The sequence below is a fragment of the Caballeronia sp. 11_S32 genome (assembly GCF_056930355.1).
This window is the reverse complement of record NZ_JBXOWH010000005.1, coordinates 155753-174856: the sequence shown is the minus strand read 5'-3', so window position 1 is coordinate 174856 and position 19104 is coordinate 155753. Positions and strand designations below refer to the sequence as shown.

Sequence of the window (19104 nt, the reverse complement as noted above, 5' to 3'; positions counted from 1 at the left end):
AAGAAAACCGGTTCAGCCTGCAGGCGGTTTCCGGACATTTTTTCGCTGACAATCAGCAGGCCTCTAGCCCTTGCTGGCGGTAGAAAAGAGGCTCACGACCCCGCTCGTGAAGCAGAACGTACCGACCTCCACCAAAATGCATACGAAGGTGTGTTTGCGCACCGACGAATCACGATTTATCAATTCCGATTTTCTAAAACTCTTTGCCAAACCGGTATTTCTCTTTGATTTTAAAAACCGGTTTGTATGAATAATCGGGGGAAATCCCAATATAATCATAGTTGGCTCGGTTTCACACATTAAAGCGCTATAAACCCGTGGACAATGACTGGGGTTGTACCTAACATACGTTTTCGGGTTTTGATATTCGAAAAGAGATGCGCCCTCTTCGTGAGTGAAAAAAATGTTAAACCTTGCGCTTGGCTTCATCAGTTCTTTCTGCATGACGCTACTTATTGTTCGATTCGGGGGACGCTACGGGGCGCTCTCCCTGGATCATGACTTGAAAGGTGTTCAAAAGAACCATTCCTATCCGGTTCCGAGAATCGGCGGTATTGCATTGATGGTCGCGGCCTGCGTGACCTTTACGCTCGGCGGCACGGTCTTCGACGGAAATCCGCTCGGCGAATCCATGCTGCTGCTGCTCTGCGCGGCGCCCGCGTTCGCGAGCGGCGTGATCGAGGACCTGACCAAGCGCGTGAGCGTCAGAGCGCGCCTTCTGAGCGCGATGCTGGCGGCGCTCGTGGGTGTTTTCCTGCTCAACGGCGTGATCGGTCGCGTGGACCTGCCGCTCGTCGATCCGATCCTCTCCGTCGCGCCCATCGCGATCGGTCTGACGGTGCTCGCCGTCGCGGGGCTCACTAACGCGGTCAATATCATCGATGGTTTCAACGGGCTCGCCGCGGTCGTTTCGATCCTGATCTTCGGCTCGATCGGTTATGTCGCGCACGAGGTCGGAGACTGGCTCGTGATGAGCGTCGCGCTCACGATGATCGGCGCGATCGGCGGCTTCGCGATCTGGAACTACCCCGCCGCGTCCATTTTCCTCGGCGACGGCGGTGCCTATTTCATCGGCTTCACGATCGCTGAACTGCTGGTGCTGCTCGTGGCGAGGCACCCGAACATCTGCGCGTGGTATGCGATCGTCGTCGCCATTTATCCGGCCTTCGAGACGCTGTTCTCGATCTATCGACGCAGGATCGTGCGGGGCCGGCCGGTCGGTGCGCCCGACGGCATCCATCTTCACACGCTGATCTTCAAGCGCGTCGTGCGCAAGGGCACGGACCCCCGTCAGCGGCAGCGCAGAAACGCGCGCACGTCGCCGTATCTGTGGGTGCTGAGCATGATCGGCATCGTGCCCGCCTCGCTCTTCTGGCACAACCCGGTGGTGCTCGCGGTCACGGCCGTCGTGTTCGTCGTCGCGTACGTCTGGCTGTACACGGCGATCGTGCGGTTCAGGACGCCGCGCTGGCTGGTCAGCAGTCAGGGCATCGTCACCGGCGCCGGCGCCGTTCCCGAGCAGACGCATCACAAGCAATCCGAAAGGTCGTAATTCCGGCGCGGCGCGCGCCGGTGACTGGTAAAACCCGAAAAGAGGCCCTGGTCGGCGCTGAACTGACCCCGCAAAGTTGGACAGTTTTGGGCTAGGCCGCTAAGGGCTGAGTTCTGTACATCACAGGACTCAGCCCTTTCAGCTTCAGCTTGATGCGGTGGTGATTGTAGTAGTGAATGTAGCGTCTGATTCCGGCCTGAAGGGCTTCGATGCTCTCGAAGTGGTTGGGGTAGAAGAACTCCGACTTCAAAGTGCCGAAGAAGCTTTCCATGGTGGCGTTGTCGTGGCAGTTGCCCTTGCGCGACATGCTTTGCGTCAGGGCTCGTTGCGAGAGCAACGCCTGGTAAGCGCCCATCTGATAGTGCCAGCCTTGATCCGAGTGCACCAAGGGGCGATCATCGACTTCCAGCCTTCTGAACGCCTTTTTGATCATGTTGGCGACCATCGCGAATGCCGGACGAGTGGCCGTCTCGTAGGCGATGATCTCGCCGTTATACAGATCCAGCACCGGCGATAGATAAAGCTTTCGCTCGCCCACCCGGAATTCAGTGATATCGGTGACCCACTTCTGGTTCGGCCCCGCGGCATCGAACTGTCTTTGCAGCACGTTCGGCGCAACCCGTCCCACCGTCCCGCGGAAGGCCTGAAACTTCTTCGGGCGCACCAGCGACTTCAGTTTCATGAGGTGCATCAACCGCTGGACGGTCTTGTGATTCACAACCGTGCCCAAATGCCGGACTGCGTGAGTAATGCGTCGATAGCCATAACGCCCTTTGTGCTGCTCGAAGACAGAACGAATACGCGCCTTGAGCTGCGCGTGTTTGTCCGCCTTGCGTGAAGCCTTGCATTGGTAGTAGAACGTGCTGCGCGCCAGGCCGGCCACTTTCAGCAGGCCGTCGAGCGCAAACTCATGCCTCAACCCGGCCACTACTTGCGCTTTTTGCGCTGCGCTGTAGGGCTTTCCGAGCGGATCAAGGCATCGAGTTTTTTTAGGTACGCATTCTCCATGCGCAGATAGTTCAGCTCCTTCAGGAGCTCTTCCTTCGTGCGGGCCTCGTCGGGTTTGGACGAAACAGCTGGCGCAGATGACTTGGGTTGCTTCACGGAGCGTCCTCGGGGGCGCGGCTCAAGGGCCTGCATACCTCCCGAATCATACCGGCGCTTCCAGACATTAATCGCGCTCGGATTGCGGATATCGAAGATCGCGGCCGTCTCTCGGCACGACAGGGCCTTGGTGTGCATGAACTGCAGCACCTTCAGTTTGAATGGGCCGTCGTAGAAACTGTACTTCCTCTTAAGCGCCGCCTCGCCATGCGCCCGCCACGCCGCCACCCATTTACGCACCGTGCCATGGCCCACGCCATGTTGACGCCCCACCTCTGCGAAACCACCGCGCTCGCCTGACAAATAGTCTTGAACGACTCTGCGCTTGAGTCGTGCGCTGTACTTGCTCATGAAAAAACACCCCAAATCGTTGAACGGGTGTCCAACTTTTGGGGTGCAGTTCACGCGACCAGGGCCTTTGTCTTTTGCGTGTGTGGTTATGTGCGCCAATATGGGCTCTGCATTTACAGCGGGAGAAAGCGATCCGAATCCGGCGCGATACACGACAATGCGTCGGCGATGAATGAATGGCCTGGTTCACGATCGATCAAGGCCTTTTTGTATCTCGATGTGAGCAAGCCGCTTCGACGTGCATCGAGCATCGCGTGACGAATCGCCGCAAACGGCGCACGAGACAAGACAAAAGGCCCTGGTCTGATCGACCAGGGCCTTCGTTTTCCTGCTTGATTCGTAGCGTGCGGCGTCTCAGCTCGCCACGCCCGCGAGATCGGCCGTGCGGGACGTGAACAAAGGAATCGACGAAGCCTGCTGATGCTCCAGCCACAACTGGAACATCAGCACGTTCCACAGCTGCCGATGCCAGTTCTGCTCGCCCGACAGATGCTGCTGCCACTTCGCGCGCACGATATCCGCGTCGAAGAAGCCCTCGCGGCGCAGCCGCGACGCATCGAGCAAGGCTTCCGCCCAGTCGCGGAGTTCGCCGCGCAGCCAGTGCGTGATCGGCACGCCGAAGCCCTGCTTGGGCCGCTCGATCATTGCACGCGGCACATGCCGGTAGAGCACCTGGCGCAGCGCCCATTTGGTTTGCCCGTCGCGCACCTTCATCGATTGCGGCAGCCGCCATGCGAACTCCACGACGCGATGATCGAGGAACGGCACGCGCGTTTCGAGCGACACGCCCATCGCGGCGCGATCGACCTTCGTGAGGATGTCGTCGGGCAGATAGGTGATCATGTCGAGCGCCATCATGCGCTGGACGTCGTCGAGGCCGGTGAAGGCCGGCGCGTTGCCGGTCATCAGCGTGGGCGGCTGGCGGCCGCCGATCACGAGCGCCGCCGGGTCGTTCCATTGCGACATGAGATGCAGATACACCTCGTCGCGCGTCTTGCACGACAGCAGTTGCGCGCCCTTGTGCAGCTTGTCGCCGACCTTCACGCCGCGCAGCGACGACGGCAAAATCGGCTCCATGAACCCCGCCATGCTGTTCCAGCGCTTGGGCGAAATCCCGACGATGCCCGATGCCGCCAGCTTGCGCAGCGGCGCCGGCAGCACGGTCATCTTGTCCCACATGCCGGGCGCGGTCCGATAGCGCTGATAGCCGCAGAAGAGCTCGTCGCCGGCGTCGCCGGACAGCGAGACGGTCACGTGCTGCCTCGCCAGTTGCGATACGAGGAAGGTCGGCACCTGCGATGAATCGGCGAAAGGCTCGTCGTAAAGCTCGGGCAGGCGCGGGATCACGTCGAGCGCCTGGCGCGCCGTCACGTACAGCTCCGTGTGCTCGGTGCCGAGATGCGCGGAGACGGCCTTCGCGAGCTTCGCTTCATCGAAGTCGCTTTCGTTGAAGCCGATCGTGAACGTCTTGACCGGACGCGACGACTGCGTCTGCATCAGCGCGACGATCGTCGACGAATCCACGCCGCCCGACAGAAACGCGCCGAGCGGCACATCGGAAAGCATCTGCTGGCGGATCGCGTCCTTGAGCAGGTGCTCCAGCTCGTCTACGGCGTCTTCCGCGCTGCCCGCAAAACCGCGCGCGGCCCCGTTGACGGCCGCCTCGACGCCGGACCAGTACGACCAGACGCGCGGCTCGCGCCGCTCCATCGAGACGGACAGCATCTTGCCCGGCTCGAGCTTGTAGATACCCTCGAAAATCGAATACGGCGCGCTCACGCAGCCGTGGCGAATTTGCAGCGTGAGCGCGCCGCGATCGACGTTGTTCTCGAACGCGGGATGCTCGCGCAGCGCTTTCAGCTCGGAGCCGAACACGAACGCGGCTTCGTCGCCGTGGCCCTGCCAGCCGTAGTAGAGCGGCTTCTCGCCAATGCGGTCGCGGGCGAGCGTGAGCTGGCATTCCTGCCTGTCCCACACGGCGAACGCGAACATGCCGACCGCGCGCTCGATCGTCGCCTGGATGCCCCATGCGTCGAAGCCGGCCATCAGCGTTTCGGTGTCGGAGCTGCCGCGCCACTGGGGCGCGCGTTGCGCGTCCTCGAGCTGCTCGCGCAGATCGAAGTGGTTGTAGATCTCGCCATTGAAAACGATGACATAACGCCCGCTGGCCGACGCCATCGGCTGATGCCCCGCCGCCGAGAGATCCTGAATCGCCAGCCGGCGATGTCCCAGCGCGATGCCGCGCAGGTCATCGGTCCAGTCGCCCGCGTCGTCGGGTCCGCGATAGGCGATGGCGAGCGCCATCTTCCGGACCGTTGTCTTCGAGTCGCCGGGTCCGATGCCGCGACCACCCAGAAAGCCGACGATACCGCACATGTTCGTTCTCCTTCGAATGCGGCCAGAGGCCACGCTTTAAGCGATGCTCACTTTTCTGCGACGAGCCGCAGGTAGATATCTTCGAAACGCTCCCGCGCGCGCATCATCGTGAATTCGGCGTGAATGCGCGCCTTCGCCATCTGACCGAGACGCACGCGCTCGTCGGATGTCATGTCGACCACGCGGGACAGACCCGCCGCGAGTGCGTCGCTGTTTTCCTTTTCGACGACGACGCCCGTGTTCGCGACGAGCATGGCCGCATCGCCGACGTCGGTGACGACACATGGCAGCGCCATCGCCATCGCTTCGCCGACCACGTTCGGGAATCCCTCGGTGCGCGAGGACAGGCAAAACACGTCCATCGCCGACAGGCACGCGGGCACGTCGCGCCGCTCGCCGACCAGCACGAAGCGCGATGCGAATCCCGTCTGCGCGATCCAGTCGGCGAGCTCGCGATTGTTCGCATCGAGATCACGGCCGACCAGCATGAAGCGCACGTCGGGATGGCGCGCGGCCAGCATGCCCGCCGCGCGCACGAAATTCTGATGATCCTTCACCGGATGAAAGCGCCCCAGAACGCCGACGACGATCGTCCTGTCGTCGAATCCGCACTGCTCGCGGATCGCGCGGCGTTGCTCGGGCGTGGCCGAGAGACGCGCCACGTCGAAGCCGTTCGGCACCACCATCATGCGGCTCGCGTCATAACCGACGGAAACGTGCGCCCGGCGCGACGCCTCGGCCGCGCAGACGATCGTCTGCGGCACGTAGTAAGAGAGCCACGCGCAGATCTTGCGCAGCAGCACGGTGACGCGCGAGCCGCCCGATCTGACGTCGGTGGTCCGCACGCCCCACACGATGCGCTTGTGCGCCGCGAGACGCCCCGCCAGGCCGCCGAGGAAGTCGGCGTGATACATCCACGTCTGGATAATGTCGGGCCGCACCTCGCGGATCAGCTTCACGAGACACAGGAGCGCGCGCGGAAACCCGAGCGGCGAGCGCATGCCGAGGCTATGCACGTCGATGCCGCGCGCGGCGAGCTCCTCGCCGATCTTGCCGGTCGTGGTGAGCGAGCACACGACGTGACGAAACCGCGGATCTTCGATGTGCGACTCGATGAGGCGCTGAAGCATGCGTTCAGCGCCGTCCGCATTGAGCGCAACGATGACATGGAGAAGCTTCATGGTCCCGGCTGCCGTTTTTTTACGAAGGGCCCGTCCGCTGGCAACCGCGGCGCGCGTGGCGGGCGGCAATGCTCGTGCTGACGGGTGTGCTTTATGTTGATGAGCTGCCTTGCCGAAGGACTCGTGCGAGGCACGCGCGAGGCACTGCGCGATGCGGGTTTCGGTCTCCGGTGAACCATCAATGTATGTCGGCGCCGGCCGCACGCTCTGTGCGACGCGCCACACGCCGGATTCCTTGCCGGCGCGCGCCCGGCGCCGGGCGACCTGCGCTTCATGCGCGCCTCATCCCGGCGCGCCACGGACTCCACTTGCGAAGCTGCGTCTTCAGATCGATGACGGTAATCCCGCCAACCGCATTCCACGTATGCAGCCCCTGATGGCCGCGCGGCGGATTGCGCACGGACATCGTCCGTTCGGCATAGGTCGTGGTCGTGAGCTCGGTGATCTCGCGAAACGTCAGCGCCGCGCCGTATTCGCGCTCGCAGTTCTGGGCGGGGCGGATCAGGCGGTTCTGCGCGTCCTTGAAGAGATTGCCGGCCATCCGCGCGAGGCGGCAGTCGGAGACGACCGGATTCATCGGATGCGCGGTCCATTCGCCGAACGGGCTGTCCGAGTGGAAGATCGACAGCTCGTCCCAGTTCGATCCGCCGTCTTCGGTGATGCTCGTGAACATCCACCAGGTTTTGCCGTCGTGATGAAGCGTGGTGTCCGCCGCGACGACGTCGCGCATGATCACCTTGTGCAGCACCCATTCGGTCGGGAACGTGGCCGCCCGGTACATCTCGATCGTGCGGTTGCCGCAGGTCTCCGGAATCATGAAGATCTCGCCCTCATGCTCGAACAGAAACGGATACGACAGGTGATAGTTGCAATCGAGCACCACGCGCGGCGTTTCCTGCCACGACTGCGTGGCCGAATCGAACGCGATATGGCTGATCGTGCCGCGGTTGGTATCGTAGGGAAGACTTTCGAAGAACAGGTGATAGTCGCCGTTCTTGCCGCGCCACAGGAAGGGATCGGCATGGAACTGCGTCGGCATGCCGGGCAGCGTGATCCAGTTGCGGCCCGCGTCGCCCTCGATGCCGCTTTCGGCGCGCAGCTCGGGCGGCGAGTCGGTGCGCCGGTAAGCCAGCACCCAATGTCCGCGCTGCACGAGCAGCTTGAGCGGCTGGTTCAGCACCTTGCGGCCGAGATGCCGCAGCGCGAAGCATGCCGACGTGAAGGCCGAGAGGCGGGCCGGCTGTGCCTCGCTTCTGACGAGCGGAAAGTCATGCGGAGAAGCAGCGGCGTCCAGACGCTTCTGCGCCCGCTCGACGAGCACGGCCACACGCAGGAGACTCGTCTGAAGCGACTTCAGGAAGAAGAGCTTCTCCGGTATGGCCAAATACGACTCCGCGAGCAGGCGCATTTCGCCAGTATCGGGCGATTTCCATACGACCTGGAGATGCGGGGTCCGGCATTGCAGCAGCGCCTTCCACAGCGCTTCGATGTTCTCGTAACCGTCGTACAGCACGACGAGCGGCGCGCGGGCGGAAACGCCGGGCTCGAGCGCGTGGCCGGGCTCGTCGCGATAGAGACGCTTTTCGATGTTCGTCCACCACTGAAGCACGGAAGGAAATGTGGATTGCGCCATGTTTTTTCTCGTTGCAGCAGCAGATATTCAAGTCGGCTGAATTAGCCGTCCGTAGCTAAACGCTTAACTGTCTTTTTGCGCTATGGCTGGCGCTTTTGAAGCGAGCATCAGTCCATTCGACGCCACTGGCGGCGAGGAAAGACTAAGGTCTGGGGAAAATGCTTGCGGTGCGCTGTCGCACACTGTTCCCAGAGCTAATTAATGGAGGGGATTTGAACGGCTGTGCTGAAGCGCTTGGCCGGGGTGTCGGTCGGCGTGCGTGGCATGGGGCATCGCCGATCGTGAGGAAGACGTGATTGCAGTTGCTTTGGTGGTGCTGGCGAACCCTTGTGGATCAAGGCGCCTCGTCACGGCGCACAGCGACCTCGCGCCATTTGCGATACCACGTATGGCGCCTATGGGCAGGCCCGCTCTTTTGATCGGCCCCTTGGCCGGCCGAAGGCGAAAAAATAATATCGATCACCGCCAGCAAAGCCAGGCCGATTATTGCGAAAAAAACAATTGCGCCTATTACACCGACGACAGTCATGCTTCCTCCGCGCTCATCCGCGTTGAATCAAGCATTTGATAAACCACGCTGTGGAAAGTTTTGACGGAATGAGTTTCTATTTATTCCTAATTCTATCACATGGCGATCGGGCGATTTAATTCGACAACCAGTGAGTAAGATTTTCCAACGAAACTCACCAATGCAAATTGCTGAACAGATGGGGGAAACCGGCTCTGTTCGTCCCGTCGAGGGTCGCAGCGGCACAGTAGGTCAGCCTTTGAGGGAACTCCATGCCACGGAAGGAACGCGGGCGCGTGCAGAACACTTGCAGCAGGAAAGAGGCCGGTAAGGCAATTAAACTGCCCGCATCGGGATTTTGAAAGAAACCATTGCGCGAATCGAATAGTTTCGTCGGATCTTTGATTTTCGCTCGCAGCGGTCGCCCTATTCACCCGACAATTTATTCGTTACCCGCGAGACAAGGCCCGCGCTTTCACGCGAGCCGCTCTTTCTCCATCGGTCTGTCCGACGGCATCAAGAGTATGTCCGCCACCGCCAGCAACGAGAACCCCACCACGGCGACAAATCCGACAGTGCCGGCGAACATGCTGACGAGTTTCATGGTTTCCTCCGCCAAACGAGAGCGAGGCTTCGGCGCTCGTTGTACCGCCTAACGAGCGCCGACAGCCGTCACAGACGGTAGCATAGGCGCATCTTCGCCGAAAAATTATTCATTCTGCGGCGAAGATGCGCCTACGCGAGAAACGCAAACGTTAAACGATCGTCAGCGGTGACAACGGCGCCCGAGATTGCGCTAGCGGCCGCGCCTGCCGAAGCCCGCGCCCGCACCCGCTCTGACGCTGTCGCCCTGCCATGCGGACCTCGTCGTCTCGTAGCCCTGACCCATCGCGCGATTCAGGATCGCCCGCGTGCCCGGCGTGATGCTCACATGACCGACGCGCGACGGCTCCACCCACAGCAGCTCATCGAGTTTGCCTCCGGCTTCGGGTCGCGGATGCACGTCATCCGGTATCGCGATGCGAAAAACGTGATGCAAGTGATGCGCGGAAACCTGTTGAAACAGAAAGGCCGCCGCGCTCGCTTCGAGACCCGTATCTTCGTGCAGCGCTCGGATTGCCGCAACGATAGTCAATTCGTCATATCCCACAGTCCCACCCGGCAGCAGCCACGGACCGCCGCGTTCGCGAACCAAGAGTACTGACTGGTGACGAACCAGCAGTACAGTCGCTCGTTCTCTCATCCCCGTCTCCGGTATCGCACCCCGGTTCGTTATTGGATTGACGGCGCGATCCGGCGCTGCGGCGTGCCATTTTTATATATTCGCAGGCGCTCGGATGCTGGGTGAACCGGTGTGCACACTCGATCTTCACAGTCCTTGCCGCGCTGCGCAATGCGTGATGTCCCACGTACGTGGGTAATACCACACCCATTGCGGCCCAGAAGCAGCAAAAATTGCCGGCCGATGTCGGAACGCGCGGCTTCGGCGGAGTGAGTCTGTCCGGCTCCGTTCCGCTGGATTCGCGCAGAGAGAAAGATGCGATGAACCGCGCCGGCCGCGTGCTGGCACGCGGCCGGCGATGCCTACAGCGGAGCTTTCGCTGCGTGAAGCGTCATTCGCCGAGCGCGGGATCGCTCATGCTGCTGCGTCCGGTCTCGACGTGCCCCGCGAGACGTCGCAAGAATGCGCGATCCGTGTCGACCTTGATTTCGACGTCATACCAACCATGCGCGTCGCGCAGATCGAGATAGACCTGCGCGGTGTCGCCGCCGCGCACGCGCCGGCTGATGGTCGTCGACGGATCGTAGGCGTTGGTCACGCGGAACGTGCAGGCCGCCGTTCCGCGATTCACGAGCCTCAATTGCAGATTTCCGTTCGCGACGTCATAGCCTTCCGCGACTTCCGGCGCCGCCTGTTCGCGCGACCACCAGCCGTGCTGCGTGCCAGTCTTGCCTGCGATCCGCCGAAGGAAGCCGTTCGGGCCATGCACGACGAAATCGAAACTGCCGTCCGGATTCGCCGCGACGCGATCCGCGAGACGCTTGCGCGCCTCGACGGTGTACGTGCGCGGTGCGTCGGTGCTTGCATTGCGATAGAGCAGAAAGACGGCGCCCGCGCTGCCCGTGTTGACGAAGTCGAACGAGACGGCGTCCTTCGACGCATCCGCCCGCGTGCGCACGAAGAGCTCGTAAGGCAATGCGCGCGCGGCACGCACGCCGGCCTCCTGCTTTGGCATCGTCTGCGTGGCGGGCGGCACGGGCACGTAGTCCGGATGACGCAGCTTGTCGGCCGGAACGTACGCGCTCGTGCCCGGCAGCGTGGGCATCGCGCTGTTCGGATTGCGGAAATCGAATGCCGATGTCAGGTCGCCGCAGATCGCGCGGCGCCACGGCGAGATGTTCGGCTCGTCGAGACCGTGCGCGCGGCCGAAGCGCTTCTGGATGAAGCGGATCACCGAGGTATGGTCGAAGGTCTCGGAGCACACCCAGCCACCTTTCGACCATGGCGATACGACGAGCATCGGCACGCGCGCACCGAGACCATAGGGGCCGCTCGCGTACTCCGCGCTGCCCGGATAGATCTCCGCGCTCGTATCGACGGTCGAGAGGCCGTTCGTGTCCGAGGTCGGCGGGAACGGCGGAACAACATGATCGAAGAAGCCGTCGTTCTCGTCGTAGTTGATGAGGAGCGCGGTCTTGCTCCAGACATCCGGGTTCGATGTCAGCACTTGCAGCACCTGATCGATATACCAGGCGCCATAGTTCGCGGGCCAGTTCGGATGCTCGGAGAACGCCTCGGGCGCGACGATCCACGAGACTTGCGGCAGCGTGCCGGCCGCGACATCGCGCTTGAGGATCGCGAAGTAGTCGTCGCCGGCTGCAGCGTTCGTGCCGCGCCGCGCTTTTTCGTAGAGCGGACTGCCCGGCTGCGCGTTCTGATACTGCTTGAAGTAGAGCAGCGAGTTGTCGCCGTAGTTGCCGATGTAGGCGTCGTCGGTCCAGCCCCACGAGTTCTTCGCGTCGAGCCCGCTGCCCGTGTCCTGATAGATCTTCCAGGAGATGCCCGCGCGCTCCAGCACTTCGGGAAACGTCGACCAGCCGTAGCCGGCCTCCGCGTTGTCGACGACCGGGCCGCCGCCGGTGCCGTCGTTGCCGACATAGCCCGTCCACATGTAGTAGCGGTTCGGATCGGTCGATGTGTTGGTCGAGCAGTGATAGGCATCACAGATCGTGAAGGCATCGGCGAGCTGATAGTGGAACGGGATGTCGTCGCGTTGCAGGTACGCCATCGTCGTCGTGCCTTTGAACGGCACCCACTGGTCGTACAGGCCGCCGTGGAACGCGCCCTGCCCGTCTTTCCAGCCGTGCGGCAGGTCTTGCAGAAACTGCAGGCCGAGATTCGACGCGCCCGGATGAAACGGCAGCACTTCGCCCGCGCCCGCCGCGATCGGCTGGTTGAAGACCGGCTTGCCATTGGGCAGCGTCACGGCGCTCCTGTCGCCGAAGCCGCGCACGCCGCGCAAGGTGCCGAAGTAGTGATCGAACGAGCGATTCTCCTGCATGAGCACGACGATATGCTCGATATCCTCGATCGATCCATGACGGCTGTTCGCCGGAATCGCGAGCGCCTGGCGAATGCCGAGCGGCATCACGTTGAGCGCGGCGGTCGCACCTGCGGCCTCTACGGCCGCGCGCAGAAAGTCACGACGGTTCTTGTTTTTCATGCGTTTCGCGGGGAAGTGAGTAGGAAGGGTCAGTCCACCGTGTGAATCACCGGTGTCGCGAGCGGCTCCGACGCGCCCCGTGCCATGGCGGGCCGCGCGGCCTGATCGGATGCGCCGCCTGTGGCTTGCTTCGCCCAGTTCTGGAGCTCGCTCGTTGCGCTTGTTGCGGGTAGTGCGGACGGCTCGCTGCGCGCCGCGGCGACCGATGATGAGGCGTCCACGTCCGGCTTGCTACAAGCGCAAACGATTGCGCAACCGCAAAGGATGAATCGCGCCACGATGACGTGGCGGCCTGGAACAGTCGACATCGGGAATCTCCGGCTTCGGTCGTGCGGATCGACGCAGCGCTGCGAAGCTTAGCCACCGCTTGTGTAAGCAATGTGACCGGTCCGCGATACCATAGGCCGGCAGATCGACGACATATAAGGACGACAAGAGCGTGATAGAGCGTAACGATGCAGATGGAGACCCTTTCGAAACCAGCGCTGCTTCGTTCCGCGCGAACATGGACGAGACCAATCGCAGGCAAGCGCTCCTGCTCGCGGTGGCGTTGTCGCTCGGCAGCGCCATTGCGCTCGGGCTCGCGCGCTTCTCCTACGCGCTGCTTCTTCCGCCAATGCGGCTCGATCTCGCGTGGAACTTCGCGCAAGCCGGCGCGATGAACACGGCGAACGCCTTCGGCTATCTGCTCGGCGCGCTCGTCTTCTCCCGATTGTCGATGCGCTTCGCCGCGCGCTCGATGTTCGTCGCGGGCTGCGCGCTGACGGCGCTGTTGATGGCGGCGAGCGGAACGACGACCGATACCGATGCCCTGCTCATGCTGCGCGTCGCGACGGGCATCGGCAGCGCGCTCATCTTCGTGAGCGGCGGTGTGCTTGCGGCGCGGCTCGCGTCGCTGTCTCCGCGCGATGCGGGACTCGTGATCGGCCTCTATTACGGCGGCACGGGCTGGGGCATCGTGATTTCATCGATACTCGTTCCGCTCGCGGTGCTGCCCGTCGCGCACGGATGGCGTTTCGCGTGGTTCGCGCTCGCCGCGGCCTGCGCCGCGTTTTCGGGCATCGCCGTGTGGGCCACGCGGCGGATCGAAACCGCGCAGCCGCTTTCCTCCACGCGTCACGGCGCGCGCGCTTCCATCGGCCCCCTGCGACGGCGCCGCTTCGCGCTCGCGCTTGCCGGGTATGGCTGCTTCGGCATCGGCTATATCGGCTACATGACCTTCATCGTCGCGCTGCTTCGCAACGCGGGGATGAGCCCGGCCGTGGTGAGCGGCTTCTATATCCTTCTTGGCGTGGCGACGGTCGTCTCGGCGCGAATGTGGTCGGGGCTTCTGGATCGCATGCGCGGAGGACAGGCGCTCGCGATCCTCAACGCCCTGCTCGCGGCCGCGACCGTCATTCCCGCGATGATCGCGCATCCGCTCGCGGCGTTCGTTTCGGGTACGCTGTTCGGCGCGACGTTCCTCTCCGCGGTGGCCTCGACGACGGCCTTCGTGCGGCACAATTTGCCGGCGACTCAGTGGCCGGGCGGCATCAACGCCTTCACGATCGTGTTCGCGTTCGGGCAGATCGTCGGTCCGGTGGTGATCGGACGGGTGTCGGACAGCGCGGGGCTGACGCGCGGTCTCGTCTATTCCGCGCTGGTGCTGGCGGCGGGCGCGTTGCTCGCGGGCTGTCAGAAGCCGTTGAACGCGGTCGCGCAACCGGGATGATGGGAGTGAGCAGGATTCCGAACGAATTCGTATCGTTCGCCGAAGATCAGAGCGGGCTGCCTGCGCGCGCCTTTTTCATCTTCACGTAGACGTGAGAACAGAACGCGTCGGCGACCACGCGATTGACCGTCAGGATGTTATCCGCGCTCAGGCTCTCGCGTAAAAGCCCCTGCTTCTCGATGAGCCGCTGCGGAATCAGCTGGCTCACGAACGAGTGGCACAGATCCTTGCGCGCCGGCGCGTCGACTGACTCGAAGTAGTCGCGGCCCGCGCGGATCTCTTCGCTCATCTTGGCTTTCGCCGTATCGTTCTGAGCCTGGATGCTGGCTTCGAGATGCGCCTGCGCGCTGTCTCGCGAGCGACGCTCCTTTTTGTCGTCCTCGAGTTGCCGGGCCTTGATGGACGCCATCTTCCGGTCCGCTTCGCCGATCCGGTAATTGCCCTCGAGCGCCTTGAACAGATAGCCGCGCGGGCTGACCGTCACCTTGCCTTCGTTGAGCTTGAAACGCGTGTATTCGATCGCCTGCTCGAGCCGCTCGTCCGTCCAGATGTCGCGGCGCTTGGCGAGGCGCTCGAAGTCGGGCGTATCGAAGGCGAATTCGTTGTGCAGCATGAGATACATCGAATCCTGAATGCCGGCGCGCGCCGCATCAACGCCCTGCTTCTTCGTGAAGCGAAAGCGGATTTTCAGCTTCTCAGGCGCGACTCGCTCGGCATTGGGCTCCCAACTGACGTCGAAATCCGAGACTTCGTTGAGCTGGTCGATCGCGGGCTCGAGGAAGCGCTTCTTGAACTCCTTCACTTCCTTGCGCGACTCGCCGACCTTGCCCGGCCACTCCAGCACGTCTTCATACGGGAACCACTCGGTCACGCCGTGGCCTTGGCACGGAATGAGGCGGTCGTAAATGGCGCGGGCGAGAGACAGCGAAAAAGCCGTCGATGCGCGCAGACTCAACCAGTGCGCTTTGTACGGGCTGATCAGATACTTGATCACACGTCCGGCCAGCAGGATGCAAACGACATTGCGCTCAATGTAGCAGTCACCCAGCAGGCTGATCGTTCCCCACGAGTCCTTCTCCGTCAGTTCCTCGATCGAGGGCGCGGTCATTATTTCGACGCGCGCGCGCGCCGCGGCTCTCATCTGCGCGATGAGGTGACTGTGATTGCGGCTGTCGTAGCGCATCAGCCACTTGAAGTAGTTGATGTCGGCGCTGAACGTGTAGACCTTGTCGTCGATCAGTTCCTCGGGCGCCTTCGTCGCGACGATGAAGTACGCCGCATCCAGCACCCGCCGCGCGGCAATGCCAAGGCCGCCGACGCGCGTGAAGATGTTGTTGCGCAGGAAACCGATGTCCCTCGTCGATTCGCAGATGGCCGAGCCCTGTCCGGACATATCTTCGTAGATGTCCAGCGCCAACTGCTGCGGGGTGACAGTGAAATCTGGGTTTTCCATGCGTCCGATTCGGCTTCGATCCCCGGCACTCTATCAGGCGAGCAAGGGGTGTCAACACAAAAACCACCCCGGCTCTTTGACACGTTATCCGCACAAAAACCGTCCCGGCCGCGCAGGACGATCACAATTACCGCCCCGGTCGCCACAATTTCCGCCCCTTCCTGCCCAATTTGCGCCTGGCCACTCACAAAAACCACCCCGCGCTTCACAAAAAGCGTCCCTATCCACAGGGTTGGCGCTTGATTTAAAAGGAAAAATGGTGGCTCTGTTTGTTAGTGGGTGGGTCTAGGTTTACAAAAAACAAAACGAACCAGATTGAAAGTTTACGGGCGAAACGCCGCCTCACGCTCGCTAAGTGCTTGAAAAAACAAGGGAAAGCGGTCTTGCACAAAAAGCACCCCTGGGGCGGTTTTTGTGCGTGCACGAGTCATCGAACGGCGACGGAAGCGGATAATGGACGGGAGACGGAGAAAACCGCGGTTCTGTGGTTCTAGAGGCCGAAAAAACGCTTCAAAATCAAGGAAATGCGTGCTGACCATTGGCCGAGCGGTTAAATGTCCGCGCAATGCACCCTTGTTTACGCGTATTCGTGTATTCTGCGCTTCAGCGTCAATACAAGGAGAAAGCGCAGAATGGCAAACGTAGGCACCCTACCTATGGAAGACCGGAAGGTCACGCTTCGCGAAGTGGCAGAGTTCGCGGATAACCTGGAACCCTTTTCGGACAACCTTCGGGAGCAGATCCTCGCTCCTCGCCCGCGCAAGCTCGCGCCGTTTTATACGATCAGTGAGCTGGCCGAGATGTGCAATCTGACGCGGCAGCAGATTCAGTATCTGGTGACCAAGGGCGAGGGAGGCCTACCTGCAGGCACATTGAATGGCAGTGGTCGCAGCCGGACGTTTACTTTGCCTGAGGTTCGGATGTGGGTGAAGTTGGCGTCGGACATTTATCAGACGCGTCTGGACGACGGCGAAAGCACCTTCCGGGGCAAGGTGCTGACGACTGCTCAATTGAAAGGCGGGTCGGCGAAGACCACGACGACCGTTTGCCTGGCGCAAGCACTGACGCTCCTTGGCCGCAAGGTGCTGCTCATCGATCTCGATCCGCAAGCCTCAGCATCGGAGTTGTGCGGCCTCTATGCCGAGAAGGAAATCTCCGGTGACGATACGGTGTTGCCGTACATCTACGACCAGAATGTAGAAGGTGGCTTGGGCGCGAGCGTGCAGTCGACGTATTGGGACGGACTCGACATCATCCCGGGTCACACATTCTTATATGGAGCGGAGTTTCTGTTGCCCGCTCGTCAGAAGACGATTCAGGGATATCGATTCTGGGCCGTCTTGCGTGAGGGGCTCGAACCCCTGCGTTCGCAATACGACTACATCTTGATCGATACGTCGCCGTCGCTGTCCTATATGAATCTCAATGCGCTGCTTGCAGCAGACGCATTGGTCATGCCGATGATTCCCGAGAATCTCGACTTCATTAGTTCGTTGGCGTTTTGGCGGCTGTTTTCGGATGTCGCGGAAGACTTCCTCCCCTACGAGGAGGACAAGGTATACGACTTCATCTCCATCTTGCTGTCGAAGGTCGATTACGGGAAGACGTCCTCGGCGCCGGTAGTCCGTCAGTGGGCGCAAAGTGCGTATGGCCGGTGGCTCGATCCTTTTGAGATTCCTTCGAGTTCGGTGATGAGTGGCGGGGCACTTTCTTTCTCGACTGCGCTCGATGTCGTCAGTACACACTCCACGGCGAAATCGCTTCAACGAGTGCGACAGCCCATGATGCAATATGCCAAGTGGCTGGATGATATGTTCGTCAAATCGTGGAAGGAGTCGGCATGAGCAATAACATTAGAGAGCAACTGATGGCCAAGACGGCCAACTTGCCCAAGCCGGCTGATTTTAAAGGTGAGAACAAGAAGGACAAGACGAACCGCGGGCCGCAGACGATGCCGGGGATCACGAGTGCGTTGGCAGCGGCTCAGCTACGAATCCAGGAACTCGAGTCTAGAGGCGTGGAGACGGAAATTTCCGTCGACGGCATTGTGCCGAATCCATGGCAACCGCGTCGCCAATTCAGCGAGAGCAAGCTCTCCGAGTTGGCGCGATCGATCGGCGAGGTGGGATTGCTCCAGGCGGTGACAGTTCGCCGCCTCGGAGACGGGTTTCAACTCGTCGCGGGGGAACGTCGCTGGCGGGCGCATAAACTCATCAATAAGCCGACGATTCGCGCTGTGGTGATCGAATGCACCGATCAGGATATGGCGGCGTTGGCTTTGATGGAAAACGTGACGCGCGACGATCTTTCCGATTACGAGATCGCGATTGCTATTCGTCGAGCCGAAGCGGAGTTTCCAAATCGTACTCGTCTTGCCGAAGCGATGGGCATCACGCGTAGCGACCTCTATCGGTTTCTTGCGTACGACGCCCTTCCGGATTTTGTGAAGCGGGATCTTGATTTGAATCCGTCGGTGCTGGGTGCGTCGTCGGCGCAGGATATTGCCAACGCGCTGAAAAAGTCCGGCGAGCAGGGACTCAAAGCGCTTCAAGAACTTTGGCCACAGGTTCTATCGGGTGATCTCGTACAGACCAAGGTCGCGGCGAGCTTAAGCGCTCAGGCGAGCCGCGGAGAATCCGCGACTGATTCCGGAGGCCGCAGTATTTTGAAGATATTCGCAGGAAAGGTGCAGGCGGGAAGCATCACGAAGGACGTCAAGGGATTGACGTTCAAGTTCAAGGCCGGCGTGATGACTGAGGAACAAGAGAATCAACTGCGAGAGCATATAGGAAAGATGTTTTCGATACAGTCTGAGTGACCGCGAGGAAAGCCCGCTTCGGCGGGTTTTTTTATGTCCTTCGCTGGAGCCTCGTGATTCTCCTGCGGGGCAGTGTCCGAATCCGGACACCTGCGTGGTATGAAGGGAGGAGACGTTTGAGGCGCATCGGCGCGCGTCGTGCCGCATGGAGTCCTTGGTTGATACGGGATTGTTTGCGCCGCGGGATCTTCTACTTTGCGCAGGTTGCAGTCTGTACGCGAGGTATGCGTAAGCGAACACGTCTAGGCGCCCACCATTTCGGCAGGATCTCCTGGACATCATCAAATCCGGCTTGCGCCGCGCGCATCTCTCTCGGCGTTCTTTCACTAGTTCAGACTGTCCGAATTCGGACACGACAATCGACGAAGGCCCGCCTCCGCAAAGGGAGAGCCCTTCGGTCCGTACGCAGAGTGGCGGCCCAGAGAGGTGTCCGAATTCGGACACTTGGTCGGCGCTGCCCATGTCAGGAGCGATCAGAAATTGCCCCGAGCGCGGGCAATTCAAACCTTGCACGGTTTATAAGAGAACCCGCAGGTTCCGACCTCGCGCCGGTCTTCGCCTGCCTTCAGATATGCATCGCCAATTCACGATCACAAACTGTCCGAATTCGGACAGTTCACTCGATCGACGCGCAACCCTCCGACACACGGCTGAATTCAAACACGCGCAAAGTGGCTTCCAAGCGAGGTGTT

General features: G+C 61.4%; 14 protein-coding genes. 5 read left to right on the top strand and 9 right to left on the bottom strand.

Features of this window, described 5'->3' with window-relative positions:
• The first annotated feature begins 403 nt into the window (after positions 1 to 403).
• A complete protein-coding gene (locus tag AC1Z32_RS35455) occupies positions 404 to 1552 on the top strand; it encodes an MraY family glycosyltransferase (RefSeq protein WP_483483530.1) in 1149 nt (382 codons plus the stop codon).
• Positions 1553 to 1643: 91 nt separating this feature from the next.
• Here the strand turns inward: AC1Z32_RS35455 and AC1Z32_RS35450 are convergent.
• From AC1Z32_RS35450 to AC1Z32_RS35435, 4 genes are all read right to left on the bottom strand, one after another.
• Positions 1644 to 3007 (bottom strand): IS3 family transposase gene (locus AC1Z32_RS35450; RefSeq protein WP_483482470.1). Its coding sequence is split into 2 segments (ribosomal slippage): positions 1644 to 2536 and positions 2536 to 3007, totalling 1365 coding nucleotides; the frame shifts between segments, so codons are not numbered across the junction.
• Positions 3008 to 3361: 354 nt separating this feature from the next.
• Positions 3362 to 5383, bottom strand: a complete 2022-nt coding sequence (asnB, locus tag AC1Z32_RS35445; protein ID WP_483483529.1) for an asparagine synthase (glutamine-hydrolyzing) — start codon at positions 5381 to 5383, stop codon at positions 3362 to 3364.
• A 47-nt stretch (positions 5384 to 5430) separates the two neighbouring features.
• Positions 5431 to 6564, bottom strand: coding sequence for a glycosyltransferase family 4 protein (locus AC1Z32_RS35440; protein ID WP_483483528.1), 1134 nt, complete (start codon positions 6562 to 6564; stop codon positions 5431 to 5433).
• Between the two features lie 271 nt (positions 6565 to 6835).
• The gene (locus AC1Z32_RS35435) at positions 6836 to 8197 is read right to left on the bottom strand and encodes a glucosamine inositolphosphorylceramide transferase family protein (RefSeq protein ID WP_483483527.1); all 1362 of its coding nucleotides are present in this window, start codon (positions 8195 to 8197) and stop codon (positions 6836 to 6838) included.
• A gap of 259 nt (positions 8198 to 8456) precedes the next feature.
• On the opposite strand from AC1Z32_RS35435, the gene AC1Z32_RS35430 reads away from it, so the two are divergent.
• Positions 8457 to 8765 carry a hypothetical protein gene (locus tag AC1Z32_RS35430; protein WP_483483526.1) on the top strand — a complete coding sequence of 103 codons (309 nt, stop codon included), beginning with the start codon at positions 8457 to 8459 and terminating at the stop codon, positions 8763 to 8765.
• Between the two features lie 415 nt (positions 8766 to 9180).
• Here AC1Z32_RS35430 and AC1Z32_RS35425 read toward each other — a convergent pair whose 3' ends face one another.
• From AC1Z32_RS35425 to AC1Z32_RS35410, 4 genes are all read right to left on the bottom strand, one after another.
• Positions 9181 to 9309, bottom strand: a complete 129-nt coding sequence (locus tag AC1Z32_RS35425) for a hypothetical protein (protein WP_483483525.1) — start codon at positions 9307 to 9309, stop codon at positions 9181 to 9183.
• A gap of 192 nt (positions 9310 to 9501) precedes the next feature.
• On the bottom strand, positions 9502 to 9948 hold the full coding sequence (locus AC1Z32_RS35420) for an NUDIX hydrolase (RefSeq protein ID WP_483483524.1): 447 nt from the start codon (positions 9946 to 9948) through the stop codon (positions 9502 to 9504).
• A 370-nt stretch (positions 9949 to 10318) separates the two neighbouring features.
• On the bottom strand, positions 10319 to 12430 hold the full coding sequence (locus AC1Z32_RS35415; protein WP_483483523.1) for a phosphocholine-specific phospholipase C: 2112 nt from the start codon (positions 12428 to 12430) through the stop codon (positions 10319 to 10321).
• A gap of 29 nt (positions 12431 to 12459) precedes the next feature.
• Entirely contained in the window at positions 12460 to 12651 is a 192-nt protein-coding gene (locus AC1Z32_RS35410) for a hypothetical protein (RefSeq protein WP_483483522.1), read from the bottom strand.
• A gap of 284 nt (positions 12652 to 12935) precedes the next feature.
• Here AC1Z32_RS35410 and AC1Z32_RS35405 point away from each other — a divergent pair, with 284 nt between their 5' ends.
• The gene (locus tag AC1Z32_RS35405; protein ID WP_483483521.1) at positions 12936 to 14141 is read left to right on the top strand and encodes a YbfB/YjiJ family MFS transporter; all 1206 of its coding nucleotides are present in this window, start codon (positions 12936 to 12938) and stop codon (positions 14139 to 14141) included.
• Between the two features lie 46 nt (positions 14142 to 14187).
• Here AC1Z32_RS35405 and AC1Z32_RS35400 read toward each other — a convergent pair whose 3' ends face one another.
• Positions 14188 to 15594 carry a replication initiation protein gene (locus AC1Z32_RS35400; protein ID WP_483483520.1) on the bottom strand — a complete coding sequence of 469 codons (1407 nt, stop codon included), beginning with the start codon at positions 15592 to 15594 and terminating at the stop codon, positions 14188 to 14190.
• Between the two features lie 632 nt (positions 15595 to 16226).
• Here AC1Z32_RS35400 and AC1Z32_RS35395 point away from each other — a divergent pair.
• Positions 16227 to 17438 carry a ParA family protein gene (locus AC1Z32_RS35395; RefSeq protein WP_483483519.1) on the top strand — a complete coding sequence of 404 codons (1212 nt, stop codon included), beginning with the start codon at positions 16227 to 16229 and terminating at the stop codon, positions 17436 to 17438.
• Positions 17435 to 18412 (top strand): ParB/RepB/Spo0J family partition protein, encoded by a 978-nt coding sequence (locus AC1Z32_RS35390; RefSeq protein WP_483483518.1) that lies wholly within the window; start codon positions 17435 to 17437, stop codon positions 18410 to 18412. Before AC1Z32_RS35395 ends, AC1Z32_RS35390 begins: the two co-directional genes overlap by 4 nt.
• The last annotated feature ends 692 nt before the right edge of the window (positions 18413 to 19104 follow it).

Bases quoted from the DNA above. Each gene is read 5' to 3' on its own strand.
- AC1Z32_RS35455 (WP_483483530.1), top strand. From the start codon at position 404: ATGTTAAACCTTGCGCTTGGCTTCATCAGTTCTTTCTGCATGACGCTA.
- asnB (WP_483483529.1), bottom strand. From the start codon at position 5,383: ATGTGCGGTATCGTCGGCTTTCTGGGTGGTCGCGGCATCGGACCCGGC.
- AC1Z32_RS35440 (WP_483483528.1), bottom strand. From the start codon at position 6,564: ATGAAGCTTCTCCATGTCATCGTTGCGCTCAATGCGGACGGCGCTGAA.
- AC1Z32_RS35435 (WP_483483527.1), bottom strand. From the start codon at position 8,197: ATGGCGCAATCCACATTTCCTTCCGTGCTTCAGTGGTGGACGAACATC.
- AC1Z32_RS35425 (WP_483483525.1), bottom strand. From the start codon at position 9,309: ATGAAACTCGTCAGCATGTTCGCCGGCACTGTCGGATTTGTCGCCGTG.
- AC1Z32_RS35420 (WP_483483524.1), bottom strand. From the start codon at position 9,948: ATGAGAGAACGAGCGACTGTACTGCTGGTTCGTCACCAGTCAGTACTC.
- AC1Z32_RS35415 (WP_483483523.1), bottom strand. From the start codon at position 12,430: ATGAAAAACAAGAACCGTCGTGACTTTCTGCGCGCGGCCGTAGAGGCC.
- AC1Z32_RS35405 (WP_483483521.1), top strand. From the start codon at position 12,936: ATGGACGAGACCAATCGCAGGCAAGCGCTCCTGCTCGCGGTGGCGTTG.
- AC1Z32_RS35400 (WP_483483520.1), bottom strand. From the start codon at position 15,594: ATGGAAAACCCAGATTTCACTGTCACCCCGCAGCAGTTGGCGCTGGAC.
- AC1Z32_RS35395 (WP_483483519.1), top strand. From the start codon at position 16,227: ATGGCAAACGTAGGCACCCTACCTATGGAAGACCGGAAGGTCACGCTT.
- AC1Z32_RS35390 (WP_483483518.1), top strand. From the start codon at position 17,435: ATGAGCAATAACATTAGAGAGCAACTGATGGCCAAGACGGCCAACTTG.